Below are 18,831 nucleotides of genomic sequence, written 5' to 3' on the forward strand. Positions count from 1 at the left end.
GCCATGAACCGCGAGCGCTCGCGCGACCTCTACGACCGCGCCCTCTCCGTGCTGGCCGGCGGTGTGAACTCCTCGGTGCGCGCGACCCAGCCCTACCCCGCGTTCGCCGAGCGCGGCGACGGATCGCATCTGATCGACGCCGACGGCAACCGCTACATCGACTACGTGATGGGCTACGGCCCGCTCCTGCTCGGCCACGACCTGCCCGAATCGGTCCGCGCGGCGGTCCAGTCCCACATGAGTGCAGGACCGATGTACGGCGCACCGACGGAGATCGAGGTCGAACTCGCGGAGTTCGTCGCCCGCCACGTGCCGAGCGTCGAGATGCTCCGGTTCGTGAACTCGGGCACCGAAGCCACGGTGTCGGCGGTCCGGCTCGCACGGGGCTACACCGGCCGTGACAAGGTCGTCGTGATGCAGGGTGGCTATCACGGGGCCCAGGAGTCGACGCTGGTCGAGGGCTCGCCGGACGCACCGCAGCCCTCCTCGCCGGGGATCCCGCAGTCCTTCGCGGCCGAGACCATCCCGGTGCCGTTCAACGACACCGAGAGCCTGGAAGCCGTCTTCGAGGCCCACGAGGGGGAGATCGCGGCGGTGCTCACCGAACCCCTGCTCGGGAACACCGCGAGCGTGCTGCCAGTCGAGGGCTATCACGACCGCCTGCGCGAGTTGTGCGACGAGCACGGCGCGTTGCTGGTCTTCGACGAGGTGATGACGGGCTTCCGCGTCGGGGGCCTCCAGTGTGCCCAGGGGAAGTTCGATATCGAACCGGACCTCACGACGTTCGCGAAGATCATCGGCGGCGGCCTCCCGGCGGGTGCGATCGGCGGCCCGGCCGAGATAATCGAGTCGTTCACGCCGTCGGGGGACGTCTTCCAGTCCGGAACCTACTCGGGGCACCCGATGGCAATGGCGGCGGGGCTCGAAACCCTGCGTTACGCGGCCGAGAACGACGTCTACGACCACGTGAACCGACTGGGAGAAAAGCTCCGGTCGGGCATTACCGATATCGTCGACGAGCGCGCGCCGGGCTACACAGTGCTCGGAACCGAGAGCATGTTCAAACTCGTCTTCACCCGCGGCGGGTCGGAGGGCGTGAGTGATTCCTGCCGGGCGGGCTGTCGGCAGGAACCCGACTGTGCACGCTTCGAGCGGTGTCCCAAGACCGGCGCGGACGTCGCGAACGCCGAGACCGAGCGCTGGGACCGGCTGTTCAGACCCGCGATGCTCGACCGGGGGATCCTGCTGACCGCGAACCAGATGGAGTCCCAGTTCGTGAGCGACGCGCACACCGACGAGGACGTCGAGGAGACCCTCGAAGCCTACAAGGCCTACTTCGAGTGAGCCGCCGTGCGGCGGCGGTGCGGTTGTGGAACGGTCTCGGCGAGCGGTAGCGAGCCGAGACTGCGGTGGCGGGGCGGTGCGGTCCTGGCGGATGAAGGGCGAGTGAACGCCGGAGGCGTGAACGAGGGCTTCGGCGGGAGCGGTTGCTGTGCGGAGTGGTTACGGTACGGGGCGGTTAGTGGTTGTACCGCGAGCGAGGCGAAGCCGAGCGAGCGGCCCTTTTTAGTCCAGGTTTTTGCGACGAGCGGTTGGCGAGCGAAGCGAGCCAACCCGAGGAGGAAAAAAGTGGGTGTTCAGACCGCGTCCGGTCCGTGTGTCCCGGTCCGGATCTGGGCGGCGTCCTCGACGGGCGTGACGAACACCTTGCCGTCGCCGGGTTCGCCGGTCGCGGCCCGTTCGACGATGGCGTCGACCACGTCCGAGGCGGGGATCTCGGCGACCACACACTCGATCTTGACCTTCTGGTGGAGGTCGACGGTGTACTCCTCGCCGCGCCACTGGCCCTTCGTGACCGGCTGGCTGCCCCGGCCGGAGACGTTCGTCACCGTGAGCGAGGGCGCGCCGGCCTCCGAGAGCGCGCTCTTCACTGCGTTGAGCTTCTCCGGACGGACGACGGCGGTGATCATCTTGAGCTCCCCGCCGTTGGGTTCGGGTTCACCACCGTCGGTCCGGATCTTCTCGTCGTCGATCGAGCGGACCATCCCGCCGTCGGCGACGGGGCCGCCCGAGTCGCCGAAGCCGAACTCGGGGTAGGTGTCGACGCCGTGTTCGGAGCTATCGAGCCCGTTGCGTTCGTGCTCGGGGGTGACCCGCGCCTGGCCGGCCGCCTTGAACGCGTAGAAGACCGCCGCGGTCGCGAGGATCGTCCAGCCACCGATGACGGTGACGCCGACGACCTGGACGATGAGCTGCGTGACGGAGAAGCCGCCCACCGCGAAGAACGGGAAGAGCACCGCGCCCATCGCGCCGGCCGAGCCGTGGACCGGGTAGACCGCACAGACGTCGTCGATCTTGAGGCGCTTCTCGACGAACGCGAAGACGATCGGGAGCTGGCCGCCCGCGAGCAGCCCGAGGATCATGGCCCCCCACCACGTCACGGCGTCCGTGACGCTGGTGATGACCACGAGGCCCGCGAGCATCCCGTTGGCGACGAAGAGGGTGTCGACCTTGTCGCTCTTGAGCAACGAGACGCCGGCGGCACCGAGCGCGCCGGTCCCCATCGCGAGCGTGGTCGTGAGCGCGACCCGGCCGACGGTGCTCGCGAACGCGCCGAGCGCGAGCGTGTCGTTCTCGGCGGTGAACACCGTCGCCGCCGTACCGACGTTGAACCCGTACCAGCCGAAACAGAGGATGAGGGTACCGAGCACCGCGAACGTCATCGAGTGGCCGGGGATCACGTTCGCGCTGCCGTCGTCGTTGTAGCGGTCGATCCGGGGGCCGATGACCCACGCCGCGGTGAGGCCGGCGATGCCGCCCATGCCGTGGACGATCATGCCGCCCGCGAAGTCGTGGAAACCGACGCCCATGAAGTCGGCGAGGAAGCCCCCGCCCCAGGTGACGCCCGTCACGACGGGGTAGATGACCGCGGCGAGCAGGAAGGTGTAGGTGACGTAGGCCCGGAGCTTACACCGCCCCGCGACCGCGCCCGAGACGATCGTGGCGGCGGTCATCGCGAACACCGCGCTGAACAGCCAGCCGACCCACGCAGTGGGGTCCGCGGGCGCGATGACGCTGCCGAACGCCCCGCCGATATCGACCCCGCTGCCGCTCGTCAGGCCGGCCACGATCGTCGAGACGGCTGCACCGACGAGGAAGAAGGCCACGACGCCGAGCGACCACGTCAGCATGTTCTTCGTGAGCTGGTTGGCGACGTTCTTCGCTCTGACCTGACCCGCCTCCAGCATCGCGAAGCCCGCGTGCATGAAGAAGATCAGGAAGGTCACCGTCAGCACCCAGACGTTGTTGACCCCGTCGGCGAGCACCCCGACGTCGACCCCGGACTGAAGCAGCACGTCGGTCATTTCCGGATCACCTGCCCAGATGGCTCGTGAATCGGTAGCTGTTCGTTCGGATTAACCGTCGTTTTGACCATGTTCGTGGTCCTCATCACGCGAAGACGTCTGGAAGTGATAGTATATAAATATTCCACCTGTCGAGGGAGTGTTCAAGCCACATACGGTAAACATATGTTCAATATGGAAGTATATCTATACCATATTAGGTTCCGTCCGATCGGAAACGCCCGCGCTCCGCCGGCCGAAAGTTTCGATCCGAATCCGTCGATTCGATCGGGTACTACCCTGTCGGCCTCGCGCGCGCCCCGACACGACGTGTCGCATGGATGGCTCGACCGGTCGGAGGTCAGAGCCGGTCGGCGATGGTCTCGGCGAAGTAGGTGAGGATCAGGTCGGCACCGGCGCGTTTGATCGACAGCAGCGATTCGAGCGCCACCGCGTCGAGGTCGAGCCAGCCCTTCTCGGCGGCGGCGTGGAGCATCGCGTACTCGCCGGAGACGTTGTAGGCCGCCACCGGGTAGTCGGTGTGGTCGCGGACCTGCCGGACCACGTCGAGGTACGGCAGGGCGGGTTTGACCATCAGCACGTCCGCACCCTCCTCGACGTCGAGGTCGACCTCGCGGAGCGCCTCGCGCGCGTTCGCGGGGTCCATCTGGTAGTGCCGGCGGTCGCCGAAGGCGGGGGCCCCGTCGGCGGCGTCGCGGAAGGGCCCGTAGAAGGCGCTCTCGTACTTCGCGGCGTAGGACATGATCGGGACGTCCTCGTAGTCCGCGCCGTCGAGCGCGCCTCGAATGGCACCCACCATGCCGTCGGTCGCGCTGCTCGGCGCGACCATGTCCGCCCCCGCCGCGGCGTGGCTCTCGGCGACCTTCCCCAGGAGGTCGAGGGTCGCGTCGTTGTCGACGGTGAGGTCGGGCCGCCCGTCGGTCGTCGTCATCCCACCGTCGCTCGCGGTCCCGTCCCACCGCTCGTGCGCCTCGTCGGTGAGCACCCCGCAGTGGCCGTGTTCGGTGTACTCACAGAGACAGACGTCGGTGATGGCGAAGACGTCGGTTTCCGCCGTGATCCGCCGGAGCGCGCGCTGGACCACGCCGTCGTCGGCCCAGGCCCGGGTGCCGCGTTCGTCCTTCGATTCGGGGATCCCGAAGACCATCACGCTCTCGACGCCGGTCGCCTCGACCTCGGCGACGCGGTCGGCGGCCTGGCTCACGGGGACGCGCTCGTGACCCGGCATCGACTCTATTGGGACCCGCTCGTCGGTCGTGGCGTCGACGAAGACCGGCGCGATGAGGTCGGTCGGCTGGAGGCTGGTCTCGCGCACGAGGCCGCGGAGCCCGTCGCGGCGGAGCCGTCGCGGGCGGTGAGGACCGGACATGGTCTGTGGAGGGCCCCGGAGCCCAAAACCCCCGCGGCGTGACGGAAACGATTTAGGAGCCACCGAAGTAGCTCCGACGATGATCGCGCCGGTCCTCCAGATAGCCGAGATGCCGCAACTCCTGCGGGATCTCCTCGATTCGGAGTTCGCGTTCCTCGCGCTGCTCTGCGTGTTCGTGCTCGAAGGCGCGATGCTGATGTACTTCATGCCGAGCGAGGCGATCGTGCCGATCTCGATCGGGCTCCTGGGGGGAACCATCCCCGAGATCGCCGCCATCATCGGGGTCGCCGTCCTCGGGGCGACGATCGGGCAGACCGCGTTGTTCACGCTCGCGAAGCGCGGCGGCCGGGAGTGGCTCCTCCAGAAGCGGTGGTTCCGGGTGAGCGACGAGCGCCTCGCGACCTTCGACGGCTGGTTCGACCGCTGGGGCCCGCTCGTCGTCCCGGTGAGCAACTCACTGCTGTTCACGCGCGGGATGCTCACCGTCCCCGCGGGCTTCGCCGAGATGCGAACCCGGGAGTTCGTGGTGCTCTCGGCGATCGGCACCCTCGTCTTCGAGACCGCGCTCGCGGCGATCTCGCTCGGCGTCATCGAGTGGGTGCTCTGAACCCGTTCTCGGTCCGAATCAATCGTCCGCGGTCGCCGTCCCCGCGGCCGTGGTCGAATCCGTGGCCCGCCCACCAGCCTCGATCGCCTCGGCGAGGAGTTCGGAGAGCCCGACGACCTCGATCCTGTCCTCGAAGTTCCCGGTCTTGCGTCCGTCCTCGTACATCGTCATGCACATCGGGCAGGCGACGACGAATTTCTCGATTCCCGACCCCGCATCCGTGTCCTCCAGGGCCTCCCGGAGGCGCTCCTCGCTGGGTTTCGGGTCCTCGTCGAAGTCCATCCAGAGACCGCCACCGCCGCCGCCACAGCAAAACGAGTTCGCGCGGTTCCTGGGCATCTCGTCGATCGTACAGCCCGTCCGACGGATCAAGTCCCTGGGAGCTTCGAACTCGTCGTTCATCCGGCCGAGGTGGCACGGGTCGTGGTAGGTGACGGTGTAGTCGAGTTCGGTCCCCGCGAGGTCGATCTTCCCCGTCTCCGCCAGTTCCTGCACCACCTGGGTGTAGTGGTGGACGTCGATCGCGCCATCCGAATTCCACTCGACGCCGTCGAGCTCGGGGTACTCGTTCTCGAACGTGTTGTAGCTGTGCGGGTCGGTGCAGACCAGTTTCTCGAACTCGCACTCCTCGAACGCGGCGGCGTTGTCCTCGGCGAGCATTTCGTACAATCCCTCTTCACCGACGCGCCGGACGTCGTTGCCGTCGTTCTGCTCGTCCTCGTAGAGGATCCCGTAGGAAACCCCGGAATGTTCGAGGATGGTGGCGAGCGAGCGCGCGACGCGCCGGTTGCGCTCGTCGTAGGAGGGGTAGTCGCCGACGTACCAGAGGTACTCGACCTCCTGATCGCGCGCGTCGGGCACCTCGAAGTCCAGTTTCTCGACCCAGTCGGGGCGTTTGCGCTCCGGATCCCCGAACGAGTTGCCCTGCTGGAAGACGTCCATCATGGTTTCTTGAACGTTGTCGTCCATCTCGCCCATCTCGGTCAGCCGGCGGTTCATCTCCGTGAACTGCGGGACGTGCTCGATGTCGACGGGACAGGCGTCCATGCAAGCCATACACGACATGCACGACTCCATCGTTCGGGAATCGATCACGCTCGTGCCGCCGTCGGCCACGATGTCCTTCGTCTCGCCGCCCGCGTCCACGGACTCCCGGTAGTTCTTCAGGTCGAGGATCACGTTCCGGGGATCGAGCGGGCGGCCCGACGCCTTCGCGGGGCAGACCGACGAACACCGGCCGCACTTGGTGCAGGCGTCGTGGTCGAGGCGCTGTCGCCAGGACATGTCCTCCACTTCGGTGAAGCCGATCTCGTCGGGTGCGGCGTCGGCGGGCACCCCCGGAAGGCGGACCCCGGCCTTCTCGTCGCGGGTCACGACGTTCGCGAAGCTCGAGATCATGTGGAACGGTTTGGCGTAGGGGACCCACGCGACGAACCCGAGCGCGAGGAGCGAGTGCGACCACCACGCCGCCGGGTAGAGGGCCCTCGCGAGGCTCTCGGAGATCCCGGCGGCGCGGAGGGCGTCCGCGACGAACCAGCCGACGAAACTCACCGTCTCGAAGCTCGGGAAGCCGGTCGCGAGGATCCGGAGGCCTTCGAGGAGGTAGCCACCCACGCCGAGCAGGAAGAGTACCCAGACGAAGCCGCCGTCCTCGAGGCTGGTGTGGCGACCCCAGAGGCGGTCGGTGCGGACGACGTGTCGGCGGTAGATCGCCATGCCGAGGCCGACCACGAACAGGAAGCCGAGCGCGTCCATTATCAGGGAGTACGAGAGGTAGAAATCGCCGACGAAGAACGACTGCTCCTCGCCGAGCAGCCCGGTCACGAGCCGGTAGCCGTCCATGTCGATCCCGAGGATGGTGGTGCCGATCAGGAGCGTGAGAAAACCCCACATGATGAAGGTGTGCATCAGCCCGCCGTAGAGGTCGCGGTCGAACTGGTTGCGGTTCGACAAAACTGTGCTCGCGGCGCTCACCACCCGACCCGGGAGGTCGTCGAGTCGCGCGAACGCGTCGTCGGGGCCCCGGGCGTAGCGCGCGAACCGGTCGTAGACCCCGTAGAGGAAGAGCACGACCGCGAGCGCCGCGAGGAAGTAGAACACCGCCTTCCCCACCGGGCCCACCAGCCAGAACGTCTCCCGGGTGACGGTTCCGGCCTGGAGTGGATGTATCATTTACTACTGTTAGCGTATCGACCGCCGGGGTTAAATCTTGGCAACAGCGGGGGGACGGCTACCCTGAGCCGTCACGCGGCACGGTAGTACGCGACCGCGTCGCCGTCCTCCTGGCGCACCCGTTTCTCCGCCACGTCGCGCGAGACGAGGGTTTCGAGCGCCATCTCGACGATGACCTCCGAGCGCTGTTTCGAGACCTGCCAGTCGAGGGCTTCGAGCAGCGTGGCGAGGGGTTCGAACCCCTCGGACTCCGGGCCGGCGTCGCGAAAGAAGTCGTCGACGCAGTAGGCTTTGGTTTCGTCGTCGGTGAGGACGTCCCGAACCTGCGTGATGACGTCGCTGGTCGGGTCGGCGGCCTCCCAGTCAGCTGCGTCGAGCACCATGCGCGGGCTTCGGGGTCGACGGTGATATATCCAGTGGGCGTCAGAGCGCCGCCCACACGAGCAAACCACCCGCGACGAGGAGCGCGGGGCCGTCGAGCCAGGAGAGTTGGAGGACCGGAAGCGTCGGGTTCCACGCGAAACACCGGGCACGAAGGGCGAGTCCCAGTCGGTCCGCCCGGCCGAACGCCCGCCCGACGCCCGCGGCGGCGACGATCCGCATCCGCTCGACCAGCGAGCGTTCGGTGCCGAGACGCGCCCGCATCGCCGTTCGCGCGCCCTTGAGGTCGGCCACCAACACCGGCAAGAACCGGAAGACCAGCGCCACGCCGACCCCGAGCAGCCGACCCGTTCGACCCGGGATCGTCCGCTGGATCGCGGCGCGCGAGTCCCGGACCGGCGTCGTCCGGACGTAGGCCGTGCTCACCACCAGGACGAGCAGGACCCGGTAGCTCGCCAGTGCCGGGCCGCCGGCCTCGGAGAGCGCGACCCACGGCGGCCCGAGCGTGAGCGCCGCGACGGCCGGCCCGGCGACGAGGAAGGGGAGCGCGTATCGCACCTCGGCCACGGCTTCGACCGGCGAGGTGGCCGCTGCGAGGAGGGCGACGGCCGTGATGCCGGTCGCGACGGCGAGCCCGCGCGGGGTGGTGTGGGCGAACGCCGCGACCGCGAACCCGACCTGGACGGCGAGCTTCGTCCGCGGATCGAGCCGGTGCGCCACCGAGTCGCCGGGTTCGTACGCCAGCGTCACGGGTCCGCACCGCGGGCGGGAACCCGCACGCCGAGCCCCGCCAGTCGGTCGCGGACGTTCTCGGGTGTGGCGTCGAGCGCGATCCGGCCATCGCGCAACACGACTACGCGGTCGGCGAGCGCGAGGAGGTCACGGAGGTCGTGTGTCACGATTACGATGCTCGTGCCGTCGGCCGAGAGCGCGGCCAGCCTGTCGAGAACCGACGCCCGCGCGGGTTCGTCGAGCCCTGCGAACGGTTCGTCGAGCACCAGATGGTCGGGATCCATCGCGAGCGCGCCCGCGATGGCGACTCGGGCCTGCTCGCCACCCGAGAGCCGGTCGATCCGGTCGTCCGCGCGCCCCGCCAGCCGCACCGCCGAGAGCGCCCGCTCGACCCGCCGATCGATCGTCTCCCGCGGGAGCCCGAGGTTCTCCGGCCCGAACGCGACGTCCGCGCCGACCGTCGCGGCGACGAAACCGTCCTTCGGGTCCTGAAACGTCATCGCCACCGTGCTCCGAGCGGCCACGAGATCCTCGGCCACCGGTACTCCGTTGACCGCGACGGACCCCGAATCAAGCGTGAGCAGCCCGTTGAACAGCCGCACCAGGCTCGTCTTCCCCGAGCCGTTGGGGCCGGCGAACACCACGAACTCGCCGTCGTCGATGGTGAGCGAGACGCCGTCGACCGCCGGCCGATCGCTCTCGTCGCTCCCGTAGCGATAGACGAGGTCGCGGGTCTCGATCATTCGGTCACGAGCGCGTCGCTCCGGACGATCCCGACCGCGGCAGCCGCCTTCAGCGCCTCGGCCGGCAGGAACGCCGCCGCGCCGGTCAGGAACGCCTCGACGGGCCCGAGCTGCTGGGTCGCCATCAGCCCGAGGGTTCCACAGGTGTAGATCACGGCGATGCCGGCGACGAGCGCGACGACGAGCCGAACGAGCCCCACTCGACTGGGGTCGACCCCCGATCGGCCGTAGGCGAGGCCGCCGATGACCGCCGCGCCGAGGGGGTACGACCAGAGGTAGCCCGCGGTCGGGCCGAGGAGGACCCCGAATCCCGCGGTCCCGAGCGCGAACACCGGCGCGCCGAGCGCGCCCGCGAGGAGGTAGAGCCCACAGGCCGCCGCCCCCCAAACCGGGCCACAGAACAGGCCCGCGAGGAACACCCCGAGGACCTGCAGGGTCACGGGCGCGGGCGAGAGGGGGTACGGGAACGCCACGTAGGCGAAGGCCCCCAGCAACGCCGCGAACAGCGCCGCTCGTGCGAGGTTGGCCGCGGTCTCGTCGCCGACGAGTTCGGTGTCGGTGGTTCGCGTACTCACGATAGCGACCCTTCGTCAACCCCTCTAATAAGTCTGGTTGACGAACTCGGGTTCGGGTCGCCGGTGGGTTTTTATTCGCCGGTGTCAGACGCTTCGTTCGCGTGGCAATGGACGAAAAAACCGAGGAGCTCCGGGACATCTTCATGGAGGTCACCGACGCGTCGAGCGTCACCGAGCCGCAGGAGGACGAGCGGGGGGCGATCGCACCCGAGGGCTCGCCAGACGAGCGTACCGCCGACGTGGTCGCGGCGATGGACGAACGCTACGAGTTCACGACCGACCTCGACCGCGAGGGGCTCGTCGCCATCGTCCGCGGGTTCTACGAGGACGATACCGACGCCGAACTCGCCGACGCGGTCGACGAATCGCGCCACACCGTCTTCCAGGCCCGAATGGACCTCCACCTCTTTCGGGACGACGACGTCGAAGCACCGTTCGACCTCGACACCCTCCGCGAGCGGCTCGAAGACGGGACCGACGTCGCGGCGGTCGCCGAGGAGTTCGACGTCGCGGAGTCGACGGTCCGGCGCTACGGTCGGGTGCTCGAAACCTGGGCCGAGCGCCGCGCGGTCGGCGACCGCTTCCGGGAGGCCTTCGACGAGATCTACCTCGACGCCGACCTCGAAGACCACACGACCGAGGCCACCCGCGACGGCCTCGACGAGGCCACTGAGGGGATGGAGAACAACCTCTCGTTCTGAGCACCCACTTTTTTCGACGGGGGAATCGCGCTCGCTGCGCTCGCGCTCAACCCCCGCCCAAAAACCTGGACTAAAAAGGACCGCTCGCTCACTTCGTTCGCTCGCGGTACAACCACTAACCAACTCCGCACAGCACCGCGACCACCTCCGCAAACCGCACAGCACCGCAACCGCCGAAGCCCTCGACTGCTCGCTTCGCTCGCAGTCTCGCCCTTCATCCGCCAGGACCGCATCCGCACAGCGGCCGCACCGCTCCGCAGTCGCCGGGCCGAAAAATTCGGTTTCGGTCGGTTTACTCTTCGAGGACGGCGTTGACCTGCCCGTCCTGGCCGGGGCGGGAGGTCACGCGGGCCGCGCCCTCGCCGGTCTCGACCAGCGCGCCCTTCGTGACGATGTTCCGTCGGACGTAGTTCGGGTTCGCGGGGTTCTCGACCACGTTCTCGATGGTCGTGCTTCGGGTCTCGCCGTCGACGGCGACGGTGGCGCGGTCGGTCGCGATCGCCCGGACTTTCGTCGTGTTGCCACGCGAGGTGACGGTCTTGAGCTTCGGCTCGCCGACGCGGGTCTCGGTGCCCTCGCTGCCGAGCTGGTGTTTGCGTTTGCCGTGCGTCGGTCGTCGTCGCCCGCCCGTCCGCTTCTTCGTCGAGCGTCCTTGGTCTTTCATACCTCCCACACGACGAGCGCGCTATTTGAATCGCTCGATGCGGGTCTACCGGAGCCTTTAGGCCGCTCGACCGTGGCCCTCCCGTGTGAGTCTCCGGAGCGCCGTCGCCGCACCGTTTCTGGGTCGCGGGGAGATGGAACTCGCCGAGAGCGAGTTCGTGGTGGCGCTCTCGCTCGACCGGGACTGGTTCTCGCCCGACCAGGCCAAACGCCTCGCGGACGTCGCGGTCGGCGAGGGTCTCCTCGAACGCACCGACGCCGGCCTCGAACCCGGCTTCGACCCGGACGAGGTGACGATCCCCGACGGGTTCGTCCCGAGCGAGGACCTCCTCCGACAGCGCTCGACGTTCGAGCGCGTGCTCGACAGCGTTGTGGCCGACGGCACCGAAAAACGCACCGCCGTCGCCGAGATCAACCGACTCCAGGGCGCGCTCGGGCTCACCATCGAGGCCGCCGCGGTGGTCTACGCCCGCCGCCGCGGGATCGACGTGGGCGAGGTGGCCGAGCGCGCGCTCGACGAACTCCGCGAGAGCTGAGAGGGCGTTGCAGGGTGAGCGGGGGAGAGGAGCTACAGACCCCCGATGAGTCCGGGGAGGTCGTCGGCGAGCGCCTCGCGCTCGATGCTGGCGTCGGCCTCGGGGACGGCGTCGCTCCCGTCGAGGATCTGGATGGTGTAGAGCCCCGCGGCGTGGGCACCCCTGATGTCGGCCTCGGGATGGTCGCCGACGTACACCGTCTCGTCGGGCGCGCTCGACAGCCTGTCGAGGATCGCCGCGAAGGCACGGTCGTCGGGTTTCCCCGCGGCGAGCGAGCCCGTTATCACCACCGAATCGAACAGGTCGGCCCACCCGAGCGCGTCGAGTTTGGCCTGCTGGGCGCGGACCGGGCCGTCGGTGAGGAGTCCGACGCGATAGGTCCCCTTGAGGTCGGTGACGAGGGCTTCGGCCCCCGCGACCGGCACCAGCGCCTCCTCGATCACGTCGCGATAGGCATCGGCGAGCGCCGCCGCCGACACAGTACTGTCCTCGTCGAGGAGGTCGGCGAAGATCGCCTCGCGCGTCTCGTTGGTGAGATGCCGACGGTGGGCGTCGAGGTAGGCCTCACGCGAGAACCGGGGCGCGCCGACCGCTTCGGTGGCGTCGTCGAGGAGCGTCTGGCGGTCGCGGTTGGGAACCGCGAGGGTGTAATCGAGGTCGAACGCGACCGCCGTGACTGGCATACGCACAGGATGGAGCCGGGGGGTATGAGTGTGGCGGACGAGCCGAAAACGGTAGGCCGGCGGGTTCCGAGTACCGACCATGTTCTTCGAGCGACTCGCCGCACGCATCGAGACCGCCGACAGCGTGCTCTCGGTGGGTCTCGACCCCGACCCCGACCGGTTGCCCGACCACCTCGCCGACCACGACCTCCCACGGTGGGCCTGGGCCCGCCGGATCATCGACGCGACCCACGAGCACGCCGCGTGCTACAAACCGAACGCCGCCTTCTACGAGGACCCCGACGGCTGGCGCGCGCTTCGCGAACTCGTCGCCTACGCCCACGGAAAAGACGTCCCCGTTCTCCTCGACGCCAAACGCGCCGACATCGGCAACACCGCCCGCCAGTACGCCCGCGTGCTCGACACCGTGGACGCCATCACCGTCAACCCCTATCTCGGCCGCGACTCGCTCGACCCGTTCCTCTCGCAGGCAGACGCCGGCGTGTTCGTGCTGTGTCGGACCTCGAATCCAGGTGGAAGCGACCTCCAGGACCTCGAACTCGCCAGTGACGAACGACTCTACGAGCGCGTCGCACGTCTCGCCAGCGGGTGGAACGAGCACGACAACGTGGGACTGGTAGTCGGAGCCACGACGCCCGACGAGCTCGAACGCGTGCGTGAGATCGCGCCCGACCTGCCATTCCTGGTCCCCGGCGTGGGCGCGCAGGGTGGGGATAGCGAGGCCGCCGTCGAGTACGGGCTCGCGGACGGTGTCGGGCTGGTGAACTCCTCGCGGGGGATCACCTTCGCGGGCGAGGGCGAGGACTTCGCGGGGGCGGCCGGCGAAGCGGCCAAGCGACTCAAGCGCCGGCTCAACGAGTTCCGGTAGTCCTACCCCTGCGTCGCCGAGCCCATCGGGGCACCGCGCTGGGTTCGCCAGGCGAAGAAGACGGCGTTGGCCAGCAACCCGAGGACGAACAGCCCGACCGTGGCCCAGATCGAGTCGTAGTAGAGCACGTCGACGTACGCGATCGGCCCCTGAACCACCGGCCAGAGCGGCTCGATCCGGGTCGAGATGTCGGGGGCCGAGAGGATGTCCGCGAACAGGTGGGAGGTCAGCGCGGCCCCGACGGCGATCACGCCCATCCAGGTGGCGCGCTGGCTCGCTTTCTTCGAGAACCAGCTCGTCCCGCCGAAGACGCGCTTGAGCAGCCAGCCGAGGATCGGACCGAGGACCGCGGTCATGACGACGACGGCGAGGAGGGTGTGGACGATGCCGTGGTGGTGGATCTCGTTCGGGAACCATTCCGAGAGGTAGGTGTCGACGTCCGGGACCGGGCCGAACCAGAAGCCGGCGGCGATGAACAGAGCCGCCGTCCGCTTCTCGTCGATGAACAGCCACGCCGGGGCGAGGAAGATCAGGGCCATCCCCAGATGGCCGAGGGTTTCCGTCATACGTACCCCCAGCGGAGATAAAGTAAAAGGCTACTGCCTGCGAAACCATCGAAACACCGGGTCATCGTGGACGGACGGGCGGATCACGGTTGCGTTCGTGGGGAGCTAGAACTGGACCTCGTCGCCGACGTCGTCCCGCCCGGTTCCGTCGGGGTCGCTGGGGCCGCCGGGACTCCCCGAGCCCGCGCTGTTCCCACAGTCGAGACAGAGCCCGAACGCGTCGTCGTAGTGTTGCGCGCAGACGCCGCGACCGCAGCGGTCGCAGGTGCGCTCGGCTTCGCGGCTCTCGCACACTGCACACAGGGAGGCGACGCTCATGGTTCGAGTTAGGGGTCGAGCGTCTTGAATCTGTGGCGAGAGGTTTAGGCCGTTCGGCACCCAAGGCCGGCCGTGAGCGCACCGCGGCTCCTGGTCGGTCTCGCGTCGGTCTTCGCGGGACTCACCGTCGTCCTGGCGATCCTCGGCTTCGTCTACAGTCCCGTGGTGCTCGTCGTCGCGGTCCCGTTCGGGGTCGTGACCTACGTCCTCTGGTACCACGTCAGCGGCCGGCTCGGGGAACGCGTCTACCGGCAGACCCGGACCGCGAGTGGGTTTCGAGAGACGACCTCGGACCGAGGGGCTGGCGGGGGGTTCGGGGCCGGGCCGCGAGGCTTTCGTGAGGGGCCGGCCGGTGGTCGACGGGAGCGGGGCGGCGGAACGCGCGGTCCGGGCGGGGGAGTCGACGGTCCGAGTCCGGCCGAGGCCTACGAGGTGCTCGGGCTCGACCCCGGTGCGGGCGAGGCGGCGGTTCGGTCGGCCTACCGTGAGCGGGTGAAACAGGTCCATCCGGACACCGAGGACGGCGACGTGCGGCGGTTCAGGCGGGTCAACGAAGCCTACGAGCGCCTCACGAGTGGAAAGCCGTAAGCCCCCCGTCCGCCGACCGGCACCATGCCCGGATCGGACCCCGCCCCGCCGCTCGCCGTGGACATCGACGGCACCCTCACCGACGAGAACAGTGCTGTGGACCCCCGGGTCCTCGACGCCCTCCGGGCGTGGCCCGCGCCGGTCGTGCTGGCGACCGGGAAGGCGCTGCCCTACCCCGTGGCGCTCTGTCAGTTCGTCGGGGTTCCAACGAGAGTGATCGCCGAGAACGGCGGCGTGGTGTGTTTCGATACCCCCGAAATCGAGGAACTCGTGATCGTCGGCGACCGCGCGGGGGCCGAACGCGTGGCCGAGCGGTATCGGGAGGCGGGCCACGACCTCGGCTGGGGCGACCTCGACCTCACCAACCGCTGGCGCGAGACCGAACTCGCGGTGAACCGGGACTCGCCGCTCGAACCCCTCCGGGAACTGGCCGACGACGAAGGCCTCCGGGTCTTCGACACCGGCTTCGCCTACCACGTCACTTCTCCTGATGTCGACAAGGGCGAGGGGCTGAAGACCGCCGCCGATCGGCTGGGCCGTGCGCCCGGCGATTTCGTCGCAATAGGGGATTCGGAGAACGACGCCGCGACGTTCCGCGTGACTGGGGAATCGTACGCGGTGGCGAACGCCGACGAGACCGCGAAACGGGAGGCGGATTTCGTGATGGAGAGTGAGTATGCCGAGGGATTCTTGGAAGCGCTGGAGGCGATCAGAGAGGAGTAAGCAATGTCATGGGTACACTGTCGCATTTCTAAATTCCGGCTCGACGACGGTGGCAGCGGGTGTGCGGCTATCGGGAGCGACCCCGACCGTTAACTCCCGAGCGAGCGTAGCCGGCCCAATGACCATCACCACGGAGTTCGTCATCCGGTCGCCCTCGCTTCCCCTCGTCGCGCTCGCCGAATCGATTTCCTCGAACCAGGTCGAGTGCGTTCACGGGCTCTGTCGGGAACGCACCGCCCGGGTGTTCGTGGTCTACCTCGACCCGGACGACGAGGTTTCGGCGGACGAACTCGCGGCCCTCGACGAAGTGACGGACGTGACGCCGTTCGGGCGCGCGAGCGGCAAGGACGTCTATCAGGTCACCCTCGAACTGGCGGACGTCGTCTCGGACGCGTTCGCTCCCGAGAGATTCACCGCGAGCCAGGTAGAGCCGACGGTCGTTACACCCGACGGCTGGTACGAGAAGAAGCTCTTCCAGAACTACAACGCGTTCAACGGGATGCGAACCCGGTGTGAGGAGTACGGAATCGGGGTCGAGCTCATCTCGATCTCCCAGAACCCGCCCGAGGACGACGACTCTTCCCAGTACGGCCTGACCGACCGCCAACAGGAGGCGCTCCAGTTGGCGATCGGGCGGGGTTACTACGAGAGCCCGCGCGAGGTCAGTACCCAGGAACTCGCCGAGGAGATGGGCATCTCACAGCCCTCCATGTCGAGCCTGCTCCGGCGCGGCGAGCGCCAGCTCCTCACCGCCGCGCTCGGCTCACAGCCCGAAGTGAAAGCCCTCTCCGGATAGATCGGGGTCTCGTTGCCGTCGCCCACGTCGATGGTGGTCGGGCGAGCGACCAGCCGTACTAGTATTTAAAGAGGCTTTCCCAACAGGATAAGCCCGAAACCCACGGCGGGGCTTCGTTCTATCGATGACAGCAGATTTCGGCTCCGAACTCGACGAACAGGTCGCGATCGTCACCGGGGCGTCGTCCGGCATCGGCGGTGCGACGGCGAAGTCGCTCGCGTCGCGCGGGGCGAGCGTCGTGCTCGCGGCTCGGCGGGAGGACGAACTCACCGATCTGGAGAGTCGTATCGAGGACGGTGATGGTGACGCGCTCGTCGTGCCGACGGACGTGACCGAGGACGACGACATCGATACCCTCGTCGAAGCGACGCTCGACGAGTACGGGCGCATCGACGTGCTGGTGAACAACGCGGGGCTTATGCCGCTCGCGAACATCGCGGACGCGGATCGGGAAACGCTTCAGACCACCATCGACGTGAATCTCAGTGGTCTCGTCAAACTCACCCACGCTGTCGTGCCGACGATGGTGGAGCAGGGCAGCGGCTACATCGTGAATCTCTCGTCTGTCGTCGGCCGGTTCCTCCAGGCGAACAGTTCGCACTACAACGCGACGAAGGCCGGTGTCAAGATGTTCGGCGACTCGCTCCGGCTCGACATCGCCGAGGAGGGCATCCACGTCGCCACGATCGAACCCGGGGCGGTCGACACCGAACTCCTCGACCACATCCCGGACGACGAGGTCCAGGCGGGCGTCAAGGACTACGTCGGGTCGATGGACGCGCTCGCACCCGAGGACATCGCGCGGACGATCACGTTCGTGGTCACGCAGCCCGAACGCGTCGACATCAACGAGGTGCTGATCCGGCCGCTCGACCAGGTCCAGCCGTAGTTCGAATAGCTACTTAAACATCCATTTCAGACAGCATCACTCCTAAGCGACGCGTCGCCGTAATTCGAGGTGGATACGACCGATGGAAATCACAGACAGCTCTTCACGACCTTCGGCGGACGGACCGGACGAGTACTTCACGGGCGACACCCGCATCGACCCGCTGTTCGACCCGGAAGGCGATGCACGGGCGGCGGCGGCGACCGTCACGTTCGAACCGGGCGCGCGCACCGCCTGGCACACCCATCCCCTCGGCCAGCGCCTGGTCGTGACGAGTGGGTGTGGCCTCGTCGGGACCGACGACGGCGAGAGAGAGGCGATCCGAGCGGGCGACGTGGTCTGGTTCCCGGCCGGCGAGAAACACTGGCACGGGGCGCGGCCCGACAAGGGGATGACCCACATCGCGATTCAGGAGGAGCAGGACGGCGAGGCCGTCACCTGGTTGGAGCACGTCACCGACGAGGAGTACGAGTTGGAATAGATAGCTGAGTTAGCGCTGCGACGTTTCCTGTTGCAAGTGAGGTATACGCAGTGATGAACGCCGACGGGGCCTCAAAGCGAGAGCACACTTCGTGACGGAAACGGATCTATCAAAAGGCCCCTTCATATATACAAGGAATTACAATCTATTTTTCCGTAAGCAAGAGTGAATATGTTGAGAAACAAACCTGAACGATTATGTAGTTTCCAAATGTTGTATTTTGGTGCGGCAACCGGAGGTAGACCTGATGATGCCAGAAAACACGGACACGAAACGACGAACCGTACTAAAACTCCTTGGGGCGGCAGGAGCGACAGCGGCCGGGACTAGCGTAGTCAGTGGTGCAGCCGCGGCCGCACCGGGCGGCACGGGCCCTATCACACAGGAAGCTGGGTCGCTTACACAGGACGTCACAGCAACTGTCGTAAACGCGGAAACCGGGAAGCGGGTCGGCCGATTCACCGGGACGCTCTCGCTGGACAGCTTCAGCCTAAGCGATACTGCCGATGCGATCGAGACAAGTGGCACCCTCGACGGTGCGGTCAAAGCCGGGTCGACGACGGAGTCGGTTTCCCAGTCCTTCAGCGATGTGACGACGGCGCTCGCGTCGAACGGAGGCTGTACCATTCTCACCCTTGATCTCGGACCGCTCGACCTGGAGATACTGGGGCTTCGAGTGCAACTGAACCGTATCGAGCTCGATATCACTGGTGAGACTGGGGCAGGCAACCTGTTGGGGAATCTACTCTGTGGTATCGCAAACATCGGCTCCGGATCGGGATTGGCTGGGCTTTCGGGGATTCTCGACGACCTGTTGGGCGTTGTGAACGACCTGCTGGGCTCGCTAGGGGGCCAGTAAGTACCCGACATCTAACCGTAGACGATGCATTGCCCATCCCACGGCTATGCTTTTTTTGTGATTTGGAGGCCTCGTCGCAGCAATATTGGAGAGCACAGACGCTCTGACCCAGTTGGATCCCGCGATCATATTCGACGTCCGTATCCATACAGTATCACGGCCCTAACCCTCGTCTCTCGAATCTACGCTACGTTTTCTCGATCGGCTACTTATCTA

Annotated in this window: 22 protein-coding genes; 11 read left to right on the forward strand and 11 right to left on the reverse strand. The window is 67.5% G+C overall.

Going from position 1 to position 18,831, the window contains the following annotated elements:
- Positions 1 to 3 precede the first annotated feature (3 nt).
- Positions 4 to 1,344 carry a glutamate-1-semialdehyde 2,1-aminomutase gene (gene hemL, locus GT355_RS10010; protein WP_160134508.1) on the forward strand — a complete coding sequence of 447 codons (1,341 nt, stop codon included), beginning with the start codon at positions 4 to 6 and terminating at the stop codon, positions 1,342 to 1,344.
- Positions 1,345 to 1,637: 293 nt separating this feature from the next.
- Here the strand turns inward: hemL and GT355_RS10015 are convergent, their stop codons facing one another.
- Entirely contained in the window at positions 1,638 to 3,365 is a 1,728-nt protein-coding gene (locus GT355_RS10015; RefSeq protein WP_160134509.1) for an ammonium transporter, read from the reverse strand.
- A 340-nt stretch (positions 3,366 to 3,705) separates the two neighbouring features.
- Positions 3,706 to 4,734: a porphobilinogen synthase gene (hemB, locus tag GT355_RS10020; RefSeq protein WP_160134510.1), complete on the reverse strand. Its 1,029-nt coding sequence runs from the start codon at positions 4,732 to 4,734 to the stop codon at positions 3,706 to 3,708.
- A 79-nt stretch (positions 4,735 to 4,813) separates the two neighbouring features.
- On the opposite strand from hemB, the gene GT355_RS10025 reads away from it, so the two are divergent.
- Positions 4,814 to 5,341: a DedA family protein gene (locus GT355_RS10025; protein ID WP_160134511.1), complete on the forward strand. Its 528-nt coding sequence runs from the start codon at positions 4,814 to 4,816 to the stop codon at positions 5,339 to 5,341.
- Positions 5,342 to 5,359: 18 nt separating this feature from the next.
- Here GT355_RS10025 and GT355_RS10030 read toward each other — a convergent pair whose 3' ends face one another.
- The 5 genes from GT355_RS10030 to GT355_RS10050 all read right to left on the reverse strand — a co-directional run bounded on the left by GT355_RS10030 (position 5,360) and on the right by GT355_RS10050 (position 9,944).
- Positions 5,360 to 7,513, reverse strand: a complete 2,154-nt coding sequence (locus tag GT355_RS10030; protein WP_160134512.1) for a (Fe-S)-binding protein — start codon at positions 7,511 to 7,513, stop codon at positions 5,360 to 5,362.
- A 71-nt stretch (positions 7,514 to 7,584) separates the two neighbouring features.
- The gene (locus GT355_RS10035) at positions 7,585 to 7,896 is read right to left on the reverse strand and encodes a hypothetical protein (protein WP_160134513.1); all 312 of its coding nucleotides are present in this window, start codon (positions 7,894 to 7,896) and stop codon (positions 7,585 to 7,587) included.
- A 40-nt stretch (positions 7,897 to 7,936) separates the two neighbouring features.
- A complete protein-coding gene (locus GT355_RS10040) occupies positions 7,937 to 8,644 on the reverse strand; it encodes an energy-coupling factor transporter transmembrane component T family protein (RefSeq protein ID WP_160134514.1) in 708 nt (235 codons plus the stop codon).
- Positions 8,641 to 9,369 (reverse strand): energy-coupling factor ABC transporter ATP-binding protein, encoded by a 729-nt coding sequence (locus tag GT355_RS10045; RefSeq protein ID WP_160134515.1) that lies wholly within the window; start codon positions 9,367 to 9,369, stop codon positions 8,641 to 8,643. Before GT355_RS10045 ends, GT355_RS10040 begins: the two co-directional genes overlap by 4 nt.
- On the reverse strand, positions 9,366 to 9,944 hold the full coding sequence (locus GT355_RS10050; RefSeq protein ID WP_160134516.1) for a biotin transporter BioY: 579 nt from the start codon (positions 9,942 to 9,944) through the stop codon (positions 9,366 to 9,368). The genes GT355_RS10045 and GT355_RS10050 overlap by 4 nt, the downstream gene beginning before the upstream one ends.
- Before the next feature lie 107 nt (positions 9,945 to 10,051).
- Between GT355_RS10050 and GT355_RS10055 the strand changes: the two genes are divergently transcribed.
- Positions 10,052 to 10,645: a helix-turn-helix domain-containing protein gene (locus tag GT355_RS10055; RefSeq protein WP_160134517.1), complete on the forward strand. Its 594-nt coding sequence runs from the start codon at positions 10,052 to 10,054 to the stop codon at positions 10,643 to 10,645.
- A 292-nt stretch (positions 10,646 to 10,937) separates the two neighbouring features.
- Here the strand turns inward: GT355_RS10055 and GT355_RS10060 are convergent, their stop codons facing one another.
- Entirely contained in the window at positions 10,938 to 11,309 is a 372-nt protein-coding gene (locus tag GT355_RS10060) for a 30S ribosomal protein S8e (RefSeq protein WP_120074032.1), read from the reverse strand.
- 85 nt (positions 11,310 to 11,394) lie between these two features.
- Between GT355_RS10060 and GT355_RS10065 the strand changes: the two genes are divergently transcribed.
- Positions 11,395 to 11,844: a DUF2240 family protein gene (locus tag GT355_RS10065; RefSeq protein ID WP_160134518.1), complete on the forward strand. Its 450-nt coding sequence runs from the start codon at positions 11,395 to 11,397 to the stop codon at positions 11,842 to 11,844.
- 32 nt (positions 11,845 to 11,876) lie between these two features.
- On the opposite strand, the gene GT355_RS10070 is transcribed toward GT355_RS10065, so the two are convergent.
- Entirely contained in the window at positions 11,877 to 12,527 is a 651-nt protein-coding gene (locus tag GT355_RS10070; protein ID WP_160134519.1) for an HAD family hydrolase, read from the reverse strand.
- A 79-nt stretch (positions 12,528 to 12,606) separates the two neighbouring features.
- On the opposite strand from GT355_RS10070, the gene pyrF reads away from it, so the two are divergent.
- Positions 12,607 to 13,395, forward strand: a complete 789-nt coding sequence (pyrF, locus tag GT355_RS10075; protein ID WP_160134520.1) for an orotidine-5'-phosphate decarboxylase — start codon at positions 12,607 to 12,609, stop codon at positions 13,393 to 13,395.
- A gap of 2 nt (positions 13,396 to 13,397) precedes the next feature.
- Here the strand turns inward: pyrF and GT355_RS10080 are convergent, their stop codons facing one another.
- Together GT355_RS10080 and GT355_RS10085 are read right to left on the reverse strand one after the other, a co-directional pair.
- Positions 13,398 to 13,961: a metal-dependent hydrolase gene (locus GT355_RS10080; protein WP_160134521.1), complete on the reverse strand. Its 564-nt coding sequence runs from the start codon at positions 13,959 to 13,961 to the stop codon at positions 13,398 to 13,400.
- 105 nt (positions 13,962 to 14,066) lie between these two features.
- Positions 14,067 to 14,279, reverse strand: coding sequence for a hypothetical protein (locus tag GT355_RS10085; protein WP_160134522.1), 213 nt, complete (start codon positions 14,277 to 14,279; stop codon positions 14,067 to 14,069).
- Positions 14,280 to 14,351: 72 nt separating this feature from the next.
- Here GT355_RS10085 and GT355_RS10090 point away from each other — a divergent pair, with 72 nt between their 5' ends.
- The 6 genes from GT355_RS10090 to GT355_RS10115 all read left to right on the forward strand — a co-directional run bounded on the left by GT355_RS10090 (position 14,352) and on the right by GT355_RS10115 (position 18,615).
- Positions 14,352 to 14,867: a J domain-containing protein gene (locus GT355_RS10090; RefSeq protein ID WP_160134523.1), complete on the forward strand. Its 516-nt coding sequence runs from the start codon at positions 14,352 to 14,354 to the stop codon at positions 14,865 to 14,867.
- A gap of 24 nt (positions 14,868 to 14,891) precedes the next feature.
- Positions 14,892 to 15,590, forward strand: coding sequence for a phosphoglycolate phosphatase (locus GT355_RS10095; protein ID WP_160134524.1), 699 nt, complete (start codon positions 14,892 to 14,894; stop codon positions 15,588 to 15,590).
- A 118-nt stretch (positions 15,591 to 15,708) separates the two neighbouring features.
- A complete protein-coding gene (locus GT355_RS10100; protein WP_160134525.1) occupies positions 15,709 to 16,386 on the forward strand; it encodes a helix-turn-helix domain-containing protein in 678 nt (225 codons plus the stop codon).
- Between the two features lie 124 nt (positions 16,387 to 16,510).
- The gene (locus GT355_RS10105; RefSeq protein WP_160134526.1) at positions 16,511 to 17,275 is read left to right on the forward strand and encodes an SDR family oxidoreductase; all 765 of its coding nucleotides are present in this window, start codon (positions 16,511 to 16,513) and stop codon (positions 17,273 to 17,275) included.
- A gap of 82 nt (positions 17,276 to 17,357) precedes the next feature.
- Positions 17,358 to 17,756: a (R)-mandelonitrile lyase gene (locus GT355_RS10110; RefSeq protein ID WP_160134527.1), complete on the forward strand. Its 399-nt coding sequence runs from the start codon at positions 17,358 to 17,360 to the stop codon at positions 17,754 to 17,756.
- Between the two features lie 223 nt (positions 17,757 to 17,979).
- The gene (locus GT355_RS10115; protein ID WP_160134528.1) at positions 17,980 to 18,615 is read left to right on the forward strand and encodes a hypothetical protein; all 636 of its coding nucleotides are present in this window, start codon (positions 17,980 to 17,982) and stop codon (positions 18,613 to 18,615) included.
- Positions 18,616 to 18,831: the final 216 nt, after the last annotated feature.

Origin of the sequence: Halococcus salsus (genome assembly GCF_009900715.1) — an archaeon.
In the GTDB taxonomy this organism is placed as follows: Archaea; Halobacteriota; Halobacteria; order Halobacteriales; family Halococcaceae; genus Halococcus; species Halococcus salsus.

What these genes read in the sequence shown, in the direction of transcription:
- GT355_RS10015 (WP_160134509.1), bottom strand. Translation starts at nt 3,365, where the DNA reads ATGACCGACGTGCTGCTTCAGTCCGGGGTCGACGTCGGGGTGCTCGCC.
- GT355_RS10105 (WP_160134526.1), top strand. Translation starts at nt 16,511, where the DNA reads ATGACAGCAGATTTCGGCTCCGAACTCGACGAACAGGTCGCGATCGTC.
- GT355_RS10100 (WP_160134525.1), top strand. Translation starts at nt 15,709, where the DNA reads ATGACCATCACCACGGAGTTCGTCATCCGGTCGCCCTCGCTTCCCCTC.
- hemL (WP_160134508.1), top strand. Translation starts at nt 4, where the DNA reads ATGAACCGCGAGCGCTCGCGCGACCTCTACGACCGCGCCCTCTCCGTG.
- GT355_RS10035 (WP_160134513.1), bottom strand. Translation starts at nt 7,896, where the DNA reads ATGGTGCTCGACGCAGCTGACTGGGAGGCCGCCGACCCGACCAGCGAC.
- GT355_RS10025 (WP_160134511.1), top strand. Translation starts at nt 4,814, where the DNA reads ATGATCGCGCCGGTCCTCCAGATAGCCGAGATGCCGCAACTCCTGCGG.
- hemB (WP_160134510.1), bottom strand. Translation starts at nt 4,734, where the DNA reads ATGTCCGGTCCTCACCGCCCGCGACGGCTCCGCCGCGACGGGCTCCGC.
- pyrF (WP_160134520.1), top strand. Translation starts at nt 12,607, where the DNA reads ATGTTCTTCGAGCGACTCGCCGCACGCATCGAGACCGCCGACAGCGTG.
- GT355_RS10095 (WP_160134524.1), top strand. Translation starts at nt 14,892, where the DNA reads ATGCCCGGATCGGACCCCGCCCCGCCGCTCGCCGTGGACATCGACGGC.
- GT355_RS10080 (WP_160134521.1), bottom strand. Translation starts at nt 13,961, where the DNA reads ATGACGGAAACCCTCGGCCATCTGGGGATGGCCCTGATCTTCCTCGCC.
- GT355_RS10070 (WP_160134519.1), bottom strand. Translation starts at nt 12,527, where the DNA reads ATGCCAGTCACGGCGGTCGCGTTCGACCTCGATTACACCCTCGCGGTT.
- GT355_RS10110 (WP_160134527.1), top strand. Translation starts at nt 17,358, where the DNA reads ATGGAAATCACAGACAGCTCTTCACGACCTTCGGCGGACGGACCGGAC.
- GT355_RS10085 (WP_160134522.1), bottom strand. Translation starts at nt 14,279, where the DNA reads ATGAGCGTCGCCTCCCTGTGTGCAGTGTGCGAGAGCCGCGAAGCCGAG.
- GT355_RS10060 (WP_120074032.1), bottom strand. Translation starts at nt 11,309, where the DNA reads ATGAAAGACCAAGGACGCTCGACGAAGAAGCGGACGGGCGGGCGACGA.
- GT355_RS10055 (WP_160134517.1), top strand. Translation starts at nt 10,052, where the DNA reads ATGGACGAAAAAACCGAGGAGCTCCGGGACATCTTCATGGAGGTCACC.
- GT355_RS10030 (WP_160134512.1), bottom strand. Translation starts at nt 7,513, where the DNA reads ATGATACATCCACTCCAGGCCGGAACCGTCACCCGGGAGACGTTCTGG.
- GT355_RS10045 (WP_160134515.1), bottom strand. Translation starts at nt 9,369, where the DNA reads ATGATCGAGACCCGCGACCTCGTCTATCGCTACGGGAGCGACGAGAGC.